Raw genomic sequence first — 14,736 nt, 5'->3', positions numbered from 1 at the left:
TATAATGACAGAGTACATACAGGCAGCAAAAGAAAAATTCGGAAAACTTTTAGAGGAACAGTTAGCACGTGTTGAGGCAATGAAGCAGCAAGCTGATTTTGTCAATTATAAAGAACTGGATCAAATAATTATCGGCGTATGCGGCGGTGATGGAATAGGTCCTGCTATCACGGGTCAGACAGAGAGAGTATTGGAATTTCTCTTAAGGGAGGAAGTTAAGAAGGGAAAAGTTGCATTTAAAGTGATAGACGGATTAACAATTGAACACAGAGCAGAGACCTTAAAAGCAATTCCGGAAGATGTATTAACAGAATTAAAGGCCTGCCATGTAATATTAAAAGGACCTACTACAACACCCAGAAAGGGAGATCCCTGGCCGAATGTTGAGAGTGCCAATGTTGCTATGAGAAAGGAACTGGATTTGTTCGCCAATATGCGTCCGGTCCGTATACCGGAGCAGGGAATCGACTGGACCTTCTTCCGCGAAAATACGGAGGGTGCTTATGCCGTGGGCAGTAAAGGATTTCCTGTCACAGAAGATTTAGGAGTTGACTTTACCTTTGTAACCAGCCAGGGAACAGAAAGAATTATAAGAGCTGCTTTTGAATATGCAAAAGCAAACGGCAAAACAAGAGTAACGGCAGTAACCAAGGCAAATATCATTAAGACGACAGACGGCAAGTTCTTAGATATATTTAAAGAAATAGCAAAAGAATATCCCGGCATAGAAGCAGATGACTGGTATATTGATATTATGACTGCCAAGCTGGTAGATGAAAAAAGAAGAAGAGATTTTCAGGTGCTTGTGCTTCCGAATCTTTACGGGGATATTCTTACGGATGAGGCGGCTGAATTCCAGGGAGGTGTCGGAACAGCAGGAAGTGCCAATATCGGTAAGGAATATGCGATGTTTGAAGCCATTCATGGTTCAGCACCCAGAATGGTAGATGAAGGAAGAGAGATTTATGCAGATCCCTGCAGTGTAATCAGGGCCGGCGCCATGCTGTTATCCCACATCGGTTATCAGGAGGAAGCGGATAAGCTCTACAAAGCTCTTGATATCTGTACTATAACGGAAAGGAAGTTAGTTATCACAGGAAGAAATACCGGTGCAACCAGTGCAGAGTTTGCTGAGTATCTAATGGAGACCATTGAAAAGCTTTAGGAGGAACCTTGTGGACGAAAAAGATGTTCATAACGACAATACGGATAAATATTCCCTTCGAGGCAGAGTATTTACAAAAATCAGGGAAGATATATTATCAGGTAAATATAAGCAGAATGATGAATTGAAAGAAACAACCATTGGACAGGAATTAGGTGTCAGCCGTACTCCGGTAAGAGAAGCGTTAAGGCAGCTGGAGCTGGAGGGACTTGTTAACATCATACCGAATAAGGGAGCTTATGTTAACGGGATTTCGGAGAAAGATATCCATGACATCTATATCATCCGTTCTTATCTGGAAGGACTATGCGCAAAATGGGCTTGTGAATACATAACCCAGGAGCAGATTGATGCGTTGGAGGAGGTTGTTTATCTTTCTGAATTTCATGCCAAAAAGGAGCATCATGAACAGATAGTGGAATTGGATAATAAATTTCACCAGCTGATTTATGAGGCATCCAACAGCAAGATATTAAACCACATTTTATCGGATTTTCACCACTATGTGCAGCGAATCCGGAAGATAACCCTGGCCTCTGACATGCGGGCTGCTAATTCCAATAAAGAGCATACTGCCATATTGGATGCTATCCGCCAGAGGGACGGCGAAAAAGCAGAGATGCTGGCACATGAACATATTATGAGTACAATCCGAAACATCAGTGAAAGAGGGCTGTAGTTCCAGGATATGCGAGGAAGACTTTCAGCAGGAAATCCTGTCTGGCAATGAATTATAAAAGTGAGAGAAGAGGCTGTTGCAGCCTCTCTCTTTTTGTTATAATCTTGTTATATAGTCAAATATAGAAACAAAAGAAAAGGAGCATGGAATGGGATTATTTGATTTATTCAACAAGAAACTGGAAAAGAAAATACAGCCTGACAATTTAAGCATGATGCTTGCAATTCCGGAAAAGGAGGATATAGAAGATCAGGAAATCCTCTTAAGCCGCCTTGATGCAGTGCCGGAGATACATATTATATCCCGTAAGAAAGAAGATTATAAGATGTCACTGGTAATAGAATACAGGGAACAGGAATTTCAGCTTCTCCTATACCCCGACAGCTTTGTATTGCCCGAATTCTACAGGCAGCAGCATCTGTTTCCCGATGTGGATATGAAAAAGCTTGCGTTAGCCGAATCAGGTATTACAGTTGAGATGCTTTTTGGTGAGAACAGTCTGGAATCCTATCATTTGCAGTTAAAGATCATGCATAGTATGTTACCGGATATGCTGGCTTTACTTGATATCAGCTCTGAAAAAATTCTTTCCGGCAGATGGGTGGCTATGGCGGCAGCTTCCAAGGTGCCACCGGCCCCAAGGTATATCTATACAGTACAGGCTGTTTCAGATGAGGATGAAGTTTGGCTTCACACTCATGGACTGAACCGCTGCGGAATAACAGAACTGGAAGTGCTTCATTCTACGAAAATTACCTATAACAGTCACTATAATATCATTGAGACTGCCGCTAACAGACTGTTGGAAGCAGAAGAACCCATTAAGGAGAAAGAGCCGTTATATCTGGCAAGACTGTCCGAGGATATTTATATGATAATTACATTGATTCCCTGGGCAGAGGCCCTTAAGGAATATGATGAAGACATCCTTGGAGGCAAAAACGACCGGAAGGAAAGCCATAACGGTTATACGAGTGCAATATTTGTCTATCACACCGAAGCGGATTATAAAAAGAAAAAGTACAACCCTGTTTCCATTTATGACGAGGTGCTAAAAGATAATCCGATTTATATGATAACCAATGCCGAAACAGCCAGAATGCGAAGCCTTGCAATTGAAAGGATCAATTATGTCAGGAAAGCATTAGAGCAGGAAGAGAATCATATACTTGTTAAAATCGGCCTGATTGTTGATGAGGAATTTCAGAACGAGGATAATTTTCATGAGCATATTTGGTTTGAGCTTCTCGAATTCAATGGAAATAAGGTGACGGGAGAACTGACACAGGAGCCGTATTATGTAAAAGATATGCATACGGGAAGTGTGGGAACCTATGATATGGAAGATATTACTGACTGGTTAATCTTTACCCCTGAACGCAGATTATCACCTGATGATGCCTATTTGTTTGAAATGCAATAATAAAGATATTAAGAAAAAGGGTATGGCAGAGAACTCGTATGAGATTCACTGCCATACCCCTTTATTTATTCGGCTAATTCTTCCCAGATTTGCAGTAGTTCATCCAATCTTGCTTCAATAGTTTTCTTTTCCTTAGTCAGCCTGACAAGTTCGTCCGGGTTGGTATAAATCGATTCCTGTGTAAGGAGCATATCAATTTCCTCATTGCGAAGCTCCAGCCGGTGTATTTCATCCTCGGTTTTCTTTAAGTCATTCTGGCGCTTGCGTATGTTAGACTGTTCCTGCTTTTGCTGTTTCCAGTCAAGCTTATTTATGGATTCGTCCGTCTCTTTGCCGCCTTTGTTTGAACCTTCTTCACTTTTTGTACCCCCGAATTCAAGGGCAATACGCTCTTCGCGCTTCTCAAGGTAATAATCATAATCGCCGATATAATTTATCAGGATATTGCCGGTAAGGTCCATAATTCTGGTGGCAGTCTTGTTGATAAAGTAACGGTCATGGGAAACATAGAGTACGGTTCCGGTATAACTGTTAATGGCATTCTCAAGAATTTCCTTGGAGGTAATATCAAGGTGGTTGGTAGGCTCATCCAGTATCAAAAGATTTGCTTCCGAAAGCATCAGCTTTGCCAAAGATACCCGGCCCTTTTCTCCGCCGCTGATGTCCTTGATTCTCTTAAATACATCATCCCCGGTAAAAAGAAAGGCAGCCAGTATATTCCGGATGGAGGTATTATCCATATCCGGGTAAGCGTCACTTAATTCATCAAAAAGAGTCTTGTCCGAATCCAGCACCTGATGTTCCTGATCGTAATAACCGATTTTGACTTTAGAGCCAAGTGTTACCTTGCCGGAGTCAGCAAAAAGCAGTTCGTTTATGATTTTAAGCAGAGTAGTCTTACCGGTACCGTTATTGCCGATTATAGCAACCTTTTCGCTGCGCTTAATCTCGAAGTTAAGATCTTTAAATAGCATTAGATTACCAAAGGATTTTGACAGGGCTTCCACCTTTAATACATCATTTCCGCTTATGACATGAGGCTCTAATGTAATGTTCATCTGAGGCTCATATGTCACGGGTTTATCCAGCCTTTCCACTTTTTCAAGCATCTTTTCCCGGCTTTCCGCCCTGCGGATGGATTTTTCCCGGTTAAAGGAGCGAAGCTTTGCAATAACTTCTTCCTGATGCTTGATTTCTCTTTGCTGGTTTAAGTAATGCTTATACATAGCATCACGAAGCATGGCCTTTTTTTCGGCATAAGCCGTATAGCTGCCATCATAGGAGATGGCCTTGCCCTGTTCCAGTTCTACGACTTTTGTTACAACTTTGTCGAGAAAATAGCGGTCATGGGCAATTACAACCACAGAACCGGGATAATTCAAAAGGAAAGTTTCGAGCCATGCAATGGATTCCATGTCAAGATGGTTGGTAGGCTCATCCAGAAGAATCAAATCCGGCTTGCTAAGGAGTAATTTTCCCAGAGCAACACGGGTCTTTTGACCGCCGGAAAGGGTTGTTACAGGCTTTGAAAATTCTTCTTCCGTAAAACCTAAGCCTTTTAAAATACCGACAACTTCACTTTTATAAGAATATCCGTTTTTTAATTCGAATTCATGAGTAAGCCTTGTGTAGCTTGCGAGCATCTGGTCTAACTGACTGCCGGAAACACCTTTCATGGAGGTTTCTAACTGTCTTATGGAGTTTTCAATTTCAATAACTTCTTTTTTTACTGTCAGGATTTCATCATAGATAGAATTTTCAGAAGACAGTCCTTGATGCTGTGCAAGATAGCCCACCGTACAGCCTTTAGCAAAGACGATTTCTCCATCATCCGGTGCAAGCTCTCCCATAATAATTTTAAAAAGGGTTGATTTACCTGCTCCATTTATACCGATAACAGCAGCCTTTTCTCTTTCATTGACATGAAAAGAAATGCTGTTAAGAATTTGGTCCGTTCCAAAGCTTTTGGAAATATTTTTACATGCTAAAATCATTTTCATTGCCTTTCTCTTTGGATTTCTATTTAGAATGATACTGGAACACCTGTAAAAAGTCAAGCAAATGAAAGGGAATCAGTATTTGACAAATAAATATCATTCACATATAATAACTTATTAGGATGAATAATTATGGAGTTTCAATATCCTCTTTAACATAGGAAAAGCGGCAGGTTACCTATAAAATATTTTATATATTTATAGGTGCCATTTTTGCAGTTTAGGGCAAAATGTTTTATAATATTAATCTAAAGGAGGGTTATAAGTGCAAGGGAAAGAAATATCATTAGCTGTAATACAGCGTTTACCCAGATATTACCGCTATTTAGGCGAGTTGTTGGAAAACGACGTGGTGCGTATATCATCGAAGGAGTTAAGTGAAAGAATGAACGTAACTGCCTCCCAGATAAGACAGGATTTAAATAATTTCGGCGGATTCGGGCAGCAGGGGTATGGCTATAACGTAGAATATTTGTACTCGGAGATTGCCAAGATACTGGGGCTTGACAGAAGGTATAATGTAATTATAATCGGAGCAGGTAATCTGGGACAGGCTTTGGCAAATTATACGGACTTTGAAAGAAGAGGCTTTTATATTAAGGGAATCTTTGATGTGAATCCCAGGCTTGAAGGAATATCAATAAGAGGTATCGAGATTCAGCTGATGGACAATCTGGAAGATTTTGTGAAGAAAAATAAGGTTCATATAGCAGCGCTTACAATACCTAAGATAAAGGCTCCTCAGACGGCAAAGATAGTTGCGGAACTTGGAATCAAGGCAATATGGAACTTTGCACCGGTGGATTTGAATCTTCCTTCTGATGTAATTGTAGAAAACGTGCATCTGGCGGAAAGTCTGATGCGTATATCCTATACGCTTAAAGATATGGAAACAGAGAGCGGGGATGAGGAAGACAGGAAGGCAGGGACAGCAGCACCGGAGGATGGACAGTGATTGACCGCATTGTCTAAGCTATGCAGGAGTGATGGGAGTATACATGAGAAAAAAAGAAGAAGTGGATTTTGCTAAAATTTTTAAGGGAAAAAAAATACCGATTGTAGTTCTGGATGAGCGATGGCATCAATTGTTCCCGGATTATGATAAGCCTGCACAGGTAAAAGTCCTGGAGAGCAAGCTTAATGAGTTAATGAAGCAGCAGGGGAAGCTGACCAACGACTTAAAAGATTTAAAAAAATTAAAGAACCAGCTGATGGGTGAAATTATAACCCATATGGATGTTAATGATACCAAGGAAGGTAAATTAAAGGAAAAGAAGCTGGACCAGAATCAAAGGCTTATCAGAGAAATTGGGGATAAGATAAAGGATGCTGAAAACCAGCTTATTGACTTACCCTATCAGATAAAAGATGCCAATGAGGAATTGATTATAGAAAGTACAGCTATTTGCTATAAAAGGTTAAGTGACAATACAGAAAAAATTGCTGAAATAAATCAATGGATTCAGTCCATAAGAGAACAGCTCAAGGTAAAGATCCTGGAAAAGCAGGATATGGAAATGAAAAATACGGATATATACAACTATATGCATGATATGCTGGGACCGGATTTATTGCAGGAATTGGATGAAGATATCAAAAAAGGAAAATAATTTACCATGATTATTGGCATCGGCACAGATTTAATTGAAATAAAAAGGGTAATAAAAGCCTGTGAAAAAGAAGCTTTTCGAAAGAAAATATATACATCCTTGGAGCTGGAGCTGGCATCTAAAGATAGGATAAAACTTGCCGGGAACTTTGCTGTGAAAGAAGCAGTATCCAAAATGTTTGGAACAGGTTTTTACGGTGTTAACCCTTTGGATATTGAAGTATTGCGGGATAATTTAGGAAAGCCTTATGTAAACCTTCATAATGGCGCAAGAGAATTAGCGGATAAGATGGACTTAAAAAGGATTCTGGTAACAATAACGAATACCAGCGAACTTGTCAGTGCCTTTGTTGTTGGAGAGAACGCAGAATAGGCATGCAATGGGAGTTTATATGAAATATCTGGTCAGTTCAGGTGAAATGAAAGAAATTGATAAAAAAACCATAGAAGACATGGGGATTCCTGCCATTGTACTGATGGAACGGGCTGCTTTAAAAGTAGCAGAAGCAGTGGAAGAATATATAAAAGCATCGGAGAGTGTCTATAAAACCAATAAAGTTCTTGTGATATGCGGGACGGGAAATAACGGCGCAGACGGTATCGCTGCGGCAAGGATTCTTTCCTGTAAGGGACATGATGTGAAAATCCATGTGATAGGTGATAAGAAGTCAGCATCTGCTTTATTTTGTCAGCAGTCAGAAATTGCTGTGAATTTTGGTGTGCCGATGATTAGCAATCTGAATTCCGCAGAATATACTATTGATGAAAGTACGATTCTGATAGATGCTATTTTTGGCGTGGGATTGAATAGAGAAGTTACAGGCATCTATAAGGACATCATTGATAAGATAAATTTTTCAGCTAAAAGGAAAGTATTTTCAGTGGATATTCCTTCGGGGCTTTCCGGTGATTCCGGTTTTCCCATGGGAACAGCTGTTATAGCGGACAGCACAATCACCTTTGGATATCAAAAGATAGGAATGGTGATGTATCCCGGCTGTAACTATGCAGGTGAAGTAACCGTTGAGGATATAGGTTTTGCAGGAGAAGAAAAGCTTGGGATAAATCTAAAATATTTTACGTATGAAAAAGAAGATTTGAAGTTGCTTCCCTGCCGGAGGGCATATTCAAACAAAGGAAGTTACGGAAAAGTATTAGTGATAGCAGGCTCTGCCAATATGTCAGGAGCAGCTTATTTTTCTGCAAAAGCTGCCTACAAGACAGGAGCAGGACTTGTTAAGATTATGACAAATGAAAAGAACCGCATAAGCCTTCAGACTGCTTTGCCGGAAGCTTTGCTGTGCACCTATCCCGATGGAGAGCTTACAAAACCGCAGCTTGATGCCCTGAAAGAAGAACTGGCATGGGCGGATGTTCTCGTAATTGGTCCGGGAATTGGAAGAAAGAAAGAAGCAGAAAAGCTTTTGGAACTGGTTTTGGAAAACGTAAATGTTCCTCTTATAATTGATGGCGATGCCATCTGGCTCTTAGGACAAAGAATAAATGCCTTGCAGAAAGAACAGGATTTTTCTCCCGGAGATTTAAAAAGGGAAGAAGTTCTATTATTCGGCAGAATCAGGTATTTGAAGAGCATCTTGCCGGATAAGGCAATCATAACTCCCCACTTAAAGGAATTAAGTTATCTTCTTGCAGTTTCAGTAGAAAGGATTCAGCAGGAATTATTAAAGACAGCGAATCAATGCATGGAAGAAAACCATATGATATATGCAATCAAGGATGCGAGAACAGTAGTAGCCTTTGCAGGTAAGCAGTATATTAATATGTCAGGAAATAACGGAATGGCAACCGGAGGCTCCGGGGATGTATTAACGGGCGTTATAGCAGGCTTGATTGCAGGCGGACTTGAAGAATATACGGCAGCAGCACTTGGAGTATATGTTCATGGTCTGGCAGGGGATTTTGCCTGTGAAGAGTTGGGAGAGTATTCATTGATGGCTACGGATATAAGCGATTATATTTCGAAAGTAATGAGCAGGAAATAAAGATTCTGCGTAGGCAGAAGTAGATGGAGGAACATATGACAGCAGGAAATATCGATTTGACTTCAATTGAAGAATTTCATTCAAAATATTACAGAGCGGCAGCAAATATCGATCTAGATGCCATATGCAGTAATATAGACAATACAAGAAAATTGTTGGATGATAAGACTAAGCTGATGGTTATCTTAAAGGCGGATGGATATGGGCATGGCGCAGTCCCCATAGCTAAGGCTCTTTCTGATATGGCGGTAGACTGCTTTGGCATTGCAATATTGGAGGAAGGTATTGAGCTTAGGAAAGCAGGGATTGATAAGCCGCTTCTGATACTGGGGTATACACCTAAGGGTCAGTATAAGAAGCTGGTAGAGTATGACATCACCCAGACCATATTCCAATATAGTGCAGCAAAGGATTTATCCGAAGAAGCATTAAGCCAGGGTAAAACAGCAAAAATTCATATAAAGCTGGATACCGGTATGAGCAGAATCGGATTCTTTGATGATGAAGAAAGCATACAGGAAATCAAAGAAATTTCGCAGTTAAAGGGTATTGAGGTAGAAGGTATATTCTCTCATTTTGCCTGTGCAGACGAGACGGATAAGACTTCAGCCAACAGGCAGTTAAAGAGATTTCTTGATTTTATAGATGAATTGAAGGAAGAAGGAATTAATATACCTATAAGGCACATAGCAAACAGTGCTGCCATTATTGATATTCCGGAAGCCAGACTTGATATGGTAAGAAGCGGAATTTCCACCTATGGGCTGTACCCTTCTGAGGATGTCAATAAAGATGTATTAGAGCTGAAGCCTGCTATGGAAATCAAATCCCATGTCAGCTATGTGAAAGAAGTTGATGCAGGGGTAGGGGTTAGCTATGGAAGTACTTATATAACGGGAGGCAAAACCAGAATAGCAACCATACCGGTAGGATATGGGGATGGTTATCCGAGGCAGCTTTCTTCTAAGGGGAGAGTTTTGATTCATGGCATGTCGGCTCCTATTATTGGAAGAGTATGTATGGATCAATTTATGGTAGACGTTACAAATATTCCGGATGTAAATCAAGGTGATACTGTAACCTTAATCGGAAGGGATAAGGATGAGTTCATATCGGTTGAGGAAGTGGCAAATATGTCTTATTCTTTTAATTATGAATTTATTTGTAATGTTGGCAAGCGAATCCCGCGTATATATTACCGTAACAATAAAGTTTGGAATATTGGGATTTAATCTAACGGAGAAAGCAGAAGCAGAAATAATCACAATAAGAGAATATTTTATGGAATACACCGGTCAGAATTGGGAAATAATAAGACTAAAGCCATAAAATGGAGAGTGAAAAAAGTGATTATTAAACGTGGTGACATCTTTTATGCTGACTTAAGACCAGTAATAGGCTCTGAACAGGGAGGAGTAAGACCAGTCCTGATAATACAGAATGACACTGGAAACAAGCACAGCCCCACAGTGATCTGTGCAGCGATAACTTCAAAAATGAATAAAGCAAAGCTCCCTACTCATGTGGAGATTGATGCGGATAAATATGGAATTATAAAAGACTCCGTTATTTTGCTGGAACAAGTAAGAACAATTGACAAATCAAGGTTGAAAGAAAAGGTATGTCATCTGGACCAAGACGTGCTAAAAAAAATAAATCGAGCGCTATTAATAAGTTTTGCTTTGGATACATACATCAAACCTGAATAAAAAACCAAAAAGAGAAAACAAAAAATTATAACCGCTCTGTATAGCCTGCCTTTGCAGGATGCAGAGCGGTTTTTTATTATCCCTTTAGAGTTTGTCTAATATTTCCTTACGTTTTTGTTGATACTCTTCGGAAGTTATCAAATTTTTATCATAGAGATCCTGTAATTCTGTCAGACGGTCTTTAACAGAGAGATTAGCAGATGTACGTGCAGAGGAATCAAGGGAATTCTCCATATCATCAATTATTATTTCATGGGAAGCTACGCCTTTATCAGAAAAGGCATTATATGCATTTGTAATAGTAATGATAACAGCTATGAAGGTCCAAAGAAATCCAAATGGGCCAAAGGTGGGTATTGCCATAAAAAGACCTATCATGCAAAATATAATCCCAATAAAAAAGCCGGCCAGTGATTGGCCCTTGCCCGGTTTAACACGTACGCGTCTATTCATAATCATCCTCCATAAAATAATTTTCCCGGCAAAACAACTGTAAAGCATTTACATGAATTATACAATAATAAACGATAAAAGACTACTTAAAATTGTATTAAAAACCGTTAATCTGCTTATAAGTTGAATAAATAAACTGTTTTCTGTATAATAAGGAAAGAAGGGCAGTGAAAATAAGAAAAAGGAGGGAAAGGAATGATGACTGGAATTCTGGGTATATGGATTATTCAATTGATCATTATTGCAGTTCTTGTTGGACTTGTAATTTATGCATTGGTTCTTGCTATAGTAGCTTTAAAGATTTATATAAATAAAAACCGGAATTATAAACAATAGAGTATTTAAGGTTCTTGTACTATCAAAATATCATTAATGGTGAAAGCCTGGCCAGCCATGCTAATTGAGGCAATGGAATGATAGACCTTAGAGATAGTTTTGTAAAACGTATACAGTGAATGAGGGCATCCTGCTTATAGTGGGATGCTCTTTTTATCTTATAGGAAATAACGCCCTATAAGATAAAAAAAGTCCTACGGTCGGGATGCACATGATGCGCCAAGGAAGTTGTCACTGCGTGACGGCGCATCAGCGCCAGAGTCCGGCAAGCCAGACTCTTTCTTGCAATAGGCAAAGTTGACAGACTTCCAATACTCATAAGAGAAGAAATGAAATATATCTTAGTTTGAAAAATCAAGATTTTCCAAACTAGCACAATTAATATTAAGTTGCGTATATTAAACTAGAATAAATAGTAAAAAATGGAAATATATTGTATAACAAATAATAGGAGGAAACTGCCATATGGATTATGCCCAAGCTACTTTAGCCAAAAAATATAAAGCCTATGAAAAACACCACCATAATCCTGAAGATGTAAAAATAAATAAAGGTACAAAAACGAAAAAACATAATAATAAGATAAGTATTAATGAAATAAGTGACAAGGAATTATATAATAAAGGATGTGTTGGCATGAATGATTATGAAAAAGTTATTGATAAAATTGACAAGCTGCGTCTTGAAATAAAGGATGATATAAATTTACAAAGTTGTAAAATTAATGAGCTTGAAAAAAACATTAATGATTTTAAAAGTGACATTTTCAAACATACGTTAGAACAATATAAATTCTGGATTGGCATATCAATTAGTGTAATAGTAAGTATAGCAGGCATCATAACAACTGTAATTACGTCGAGGTAATAATTCGATGTTTATCATAATAGATTTATAGGAGCAGATAAAATGCTAATTTATAAAAATATATTACTGTTATAACCATAGCAGCTTCCCTCCAGGCGGTTGCTTTTTTTTGATGAAGAAAAGAAAGATGTATAATGTGTAGAATAGATTATATTGCAGACGAAACGATTGAAAATACATAGGCATAGCATTTATGTAAAAAGGATTTATTAAATAACTTCAACAGTAAAAATAATCAAAATAAAAAATTCAAAAAACACAAAGAGAAAACGCCTGAAATCAAGTCTTAAAAAGACCGGATATCAGGCGTTTCCTTGCGTATAATAGGGTGGGAGTAGAAAGTGTTTTTATTCACTATCCAATTACTAATATAGAGCAAAAGTGTGTACACTTTGTGACGAGATTCTGAACAAAGTATAAAAATAAAAAGAAATATATATATCCTTGGAGTTGGAATATTCTACTTAGTCAGCAGAGTATACTGAAAACTAATATATTCATATTAAACCTATTTAATAATAAAAAAGGAGTATATAATAGCTGTTATGATAGGGTAATCAAATTTTATTTTAAAATATTAACGGAACGGATGTGAAAATGATATGATTAGGTGCTGCAGATTAGAGGATTTAGAGCAGATGACGGATTTGGCATTTTTGAAAAATAATGAACCGGAGTATTTTTCTGCATTTTGTCCCAGCAAACGTATCAGTATAAAAGGTGATTTTGAAAATGGTATGAATTCAGGCGATTCTATCTATGCAGGTTACTTCCAAGATAATCTATTGAAAGGCTTTATCGGAGGATATGTGGATAAAGAGAGGGAAAATGTAGATTGTATTGGCCCTTTTACCGCAGAATCTTATAATGGTATTTTCCATGAATTATTTCAGTTTTTAAGGAATCAGTTACCTTTAGATTATAAATATACCTTTTATATCGGTTCAGAGAATAAAGAGTGTATTCATTTTATGGAAGAGTTAAATGCTTTAAGTACCGGTAATGAATATACACTTTATATAGAGAAAAAGGAATATAAAAATGGCGAGATAAGCCAGGAACTCACAGAATATTCGAAAGAATATAAGGAGCAGCTGATAAACCTGCACGATACAATATTTCCAGGAGTATATATAAGCGGCAAGGGAATAATAGAATCTTTGGGAAAGTCTCGTGAAGTATGCTGTATCATAAAGGAAAATGAATTAGTCGGCTACTGTGTATTAAGAAATTATAATGGTACTTCTAATGGAACAATTGAGGTGCTTGCAGTAAAAGAAAAATACAGGCATCAAGGATACGGAAGAAAACTTCTTAACAGCATGATAAAGAAAGCATTTGATTCCTATAACAAAGAAAGACTTAATCTCATAGTGGATCAAATAAACCAGAATGCATTATCCTTGTACTATTCCATTGGTTTTAAATTAAATCAGGTGAATTGTGCTTACATAATAAAATGAATCTTTTCAATTAGTTTATTTTATGAAGGAAGAAGAATATGAATAATAGCGAAATAGATAAACGTAATATTTTGGATAAAGAACCGTTTTCTTATAAAATAACAAAAGATAAAAAGGTACTTATCTATTGGAATGGTAAACAGGTCAGCCTATTAAGAGGAAAAGAAAGCGAACGTTTTTTGGCAAGGATACAAAATGTGGACTTAAAAGAAGTTCAATTAATACTTGCAAAAATAACAGGAAACTTTAAACGTGGCAATGAAAAAGATAACAAAGCAAAATACGAATGAGATTAAAATTTAAGTCCGGGTATTTTAAATAATTGTCTGGAAAATCAGTACAACTGTTTGGAGTGCTTACTTCATACAATATCTTACCAAAAATGATACGAAATTCTATATAAAGTCGAAAGTAATATCCTAATACGGATGATAAATTAAATTGTATTTTCAACAAAGTTATATAAAGGATGTAATATAGAAATGATAGGTGATTACTTAGGAAGTTGATTGGTAAGGACATCAGGCTTACATCTTATATCACGTAAGTGCTATATGGTATTTAATGAGGCTTTTATCTTAAATGATATATTAAGGCATTAAATAAAAAAATGATAAAAAGTTGTTGACGCATGTATAATAATGTGATATGATATAAAAGTTGTCGGAAACGACAGCAAAACACAAGAACCTTGATAACTGAACAGTGAAACAACCCTGAAATTTTCTTTAAAATTTCATTCAAAATAGAAAGCTTCGGCTTTGGATTTTGAAAAAGAACAGTATCAGAAATGATACGACCTAAAAAAACAGTAAAGTAGTGTGTGATTTGCATCACAGACTAACGGAAATTAACGATTGTTTAAAGTTTGGTTTATGTTATAAACCAAAGCTTCTAAATAGCCAATGTTAATTCTGAAATGATTAAACTTTAATTTGAGAGTTTGATCCTGGCTCAGGATGAACGCTGGCGGCGTGCTTAACACATGCAAGTCGAACGGAGTTAAGAGTGGAAGTTTTCGGATGGAAACTT

Annotated in this window: 15 protein-coding genes and 1 rRNA gene; 14 read left to right on the top strand and 2 right to left on the bottom strand. The window is 37.7% G+C overall.

Annotated elements, in window-relative coordinates; genetic code table 11:
- Window positions 1–4: 4 nt before the first annotated feature.
- The 3 genes from BUF11_RS15075 to BUF11_RS15065 all read left to right on the top strand — a co-directional run bounded on the left by BUF11_RS15075 (window position 5) and on the right by BUF11_RS15065 (window position 3,267).
- Complete coding sequence (locus BUF11_RS15075) at window positions 5–1,165, top strand: isocitrate/isopropylmalate family dehydrogenase (protein WP_073589692.1); 1,161 nt, start codon at window positions 5–7, stop codon at window positions 1,163–1,165.
- Window positions 1,166–1,175: 10 nt separating this feature from the next.
- Window positions 1,176–1,844, top strand: coding sequence for a GntR family transcriptional regulator (locus tag BUF11_RS15070; protein WP_073589691.1), 669 nt, complete (start codon window positions 1,176–1,178; stop codon window positions 1,842–1,844).
- 148 nt (window positions 1,845–1,992) lie between these two features.
- Window positions 1,993–3,267, top strand: coding sequence for a DUF4026 domain-containing protein (locus BUF11_RS15065; RefSeq protein WP_073589690.1), 1,275 nt, complete (start codon window positions 1,993–1,995; stop codon window positions 3,265–3,267).
- A gap of 65 nt (window positions 3,268–3,332) precedes the next feature.
- Here the strand turns inward: BUF11_RS15065 and BUF11_RS15060 are convergent, their stop codons facing one another.
- A complete protein-coding gene (locus BUF11_RS15060; protein ID WP_073589936.1) occupies window positions 3,333–5,261 on the bottom strand; it encodes an ABC-F family ATP-binding cassette domain-containing protein in 1,929 nt (642 codons plus the stop codon).
- Between the two features lie 268 nt (window positions 5,262–5,529).
- Here BUF11_RS15060 and BUF11_RS15055 point away from each other — a divergent pair, with 268 nt between their 5' ends.
- The 6 genes from BUF11_RS15055 to BUF11_RS15030 all read left to right on the top strand — a co-directional run bounded on the left by BUF11_RS15055 (window position 5,530) and on the right by BUF11_RS15030 (window position 10,585).
- Complete coding sequence (locus tag BUF11_RS15055) at window positions 5,530–6,219, top strand: redox-sensing transcriptional repressor Rex (RefSeq protein WP_073589689.1); 690 nt, start codon at window positions 5,530–5,532, stop codon at window positions 6,217–6,219.
- Window positions 6,220–6,262: 43 nt separating this feature from the next.
- Window positions 6,263–6,874 carry a hypothetical protein gene (locus tag BUF11_RS15050; RefSeq protein WP_073589935.1) on the top strand — a complete coding sequence of 204 codons (612 nt, stop codon included), beginning with the start codon at window positions 6,263–6,265 and terminating at the stop codon, window positions 6,872–6,874.
- Between the two features lie 6 nt (window positions 6,875–6,880).
- Window positions 6,881–7,246 (top strand): holo-ACP synthase, encoded by a 366-nt coding sequence (gene acpS / locus BUF11_RS15045; RefSeq protein ID WP_073589688.1) that lies wholly within the window; start codon window positions 6,881–6,883, stop codon window positions 7,244–7,246.
- A 19-nt stretch (window positions 7,247–7,265) separates the two neighbouring features.
- Window positions 7,266–8,876 carry a bifunctional ADP-dependent NAD(P)H-hydrate dehydratase/NAD(P)H-hydrate epimerase gene (locus BUF11_RS15040; RefSeq protein ID WP_073589687.1) on the top strand — a complete coding sequence of 537 codons (1,611 nt, stop codon included), beginning with the start codon at window positions 7,266–7,268 and terminating at the stop codon, window positions 8,874–8,876.
- A 35-nt stretch (window positions 8,877–8,911) separates the two neighbouring features.
- Window positions 8,912–10,108, top strand: a complete 1,197-nt coding sequence (alr, locus tag BUF11_RS15035; protein WP_073589686.1) for an alanine racemase — start codon at window positions 8,912–8,914, stop codon at window positions 10,106–10,108.
- A 114-nt stretch (window positions 10,109–10,222) separates the two neighbouring features.
- Window positions 10,223–10,585 carry a type II toxin-antitoxin system PemK/MazF family toxin gene (locus tag BUF11_RS15030; protein ID WP_073273854.1) on the top strand — a complete coding sequence of 121 codons (363 nt, stop codon included), beginning with the start codon at window positions 10,223–10,225 and terminating at the stop codon, window positions 10,583–10,585.
- A gap of 84 nt (window positions 10,586–10,669) precedes the next feature.
- Here BUF11_RS15030 and BUF11_RS15025 read toward each other — a convergent pair whose 3' ends face one another.
- Window positions 10,670–11,038: an SHOCT domain-containing protein gene (locus tag BUF11_RS15025; RefSeq protein ID WP_073589685.1), complete on the bottom strand. Its 369-nt coding sequence runs from the start codon at window positions 11,036–11,038 to the stop codon at window positions 10,670–10,672.
- A 195-nt stretch (window positions 11,039–11,233) separates the two neighbouring features.
- On the opposite strand from BUF11_RS15025, the gene BUF11_RS24415 reads away from it, so the two are divergent.
- The 5 genes from BUF11_RS24415 to BUF11_RS15005 all read left to right on the top strand — a co-directional run.
- Window positions 11,234–11,374, top strand: a complete 141-nt coding sequence (locus BUF11_RS24415) for a hypothetical protein (RefSeq protein WP_175562077.1) — start codon at window positions 11,234–11,236, stop codon at window positions 11,372–11,374.
- A gap of 465 nt (window positions 11,375–11,839) precedes the next feature.
- The gene (locus BUF11_RS15020; protein ID WP_073589684.1) at window positions 11,840–12,241 is read left to right on the top strand and encodes a hypothetical protein; all 402 of its coding nucleotides are present in this window, start codon (window positions 11,840–11,842) and stop codon (window positions 12,239–12,241) included.
- Between the two features lie 602 nt (window positions 12,242–12,843).
- On the top strand, window positions 12,844–13,704 hold the full coding sequence (locus tag BUF11_RS15015; RefSeq protein ID WP_084558687.1) for a GNAT family N-acetyltransferase: 861 nt from the start codon (window positions 12,844–12,846) through the stop codon (window positions 13,702–13,704).
- A gap of 38 nt (window positions 13,705–13,742) precedes the next feature.
- On the top strand, window positions 13,743–13,994 hold the full coding sequence (locus tag BUF11_RS15010) for a hypothetical protein (RefSeq protein WP_073589682.1): 252 nt from the start codon (window positions 13,743–13,745) through the stop codon (window positions 13,992–13,994).
- 641 nt (window positions 13,995–14,635) lie between these two features.
- Window positions 14,636–14,736: ribosomal RNA gene (locus BUF11_RS15005) — 16S ribosomal RNA — on the top strand; the annotation flags it as partial.

Origin of the sequence: Anaerocolumna xylanovorans DSM 12503 (assembly GCF_900143645.1) — a bacterium.
GTDB lineage: Bacteria > Bacillota > Clostridia > Lachnospirales > Lachnospiraceae > Anaerocolumna > Anaerocolumna xylanovorans.
Note: the sequence above shows the minus strand (reverse complement) of the source record. Positions and strands in the feature narration are given on the sequence as shown.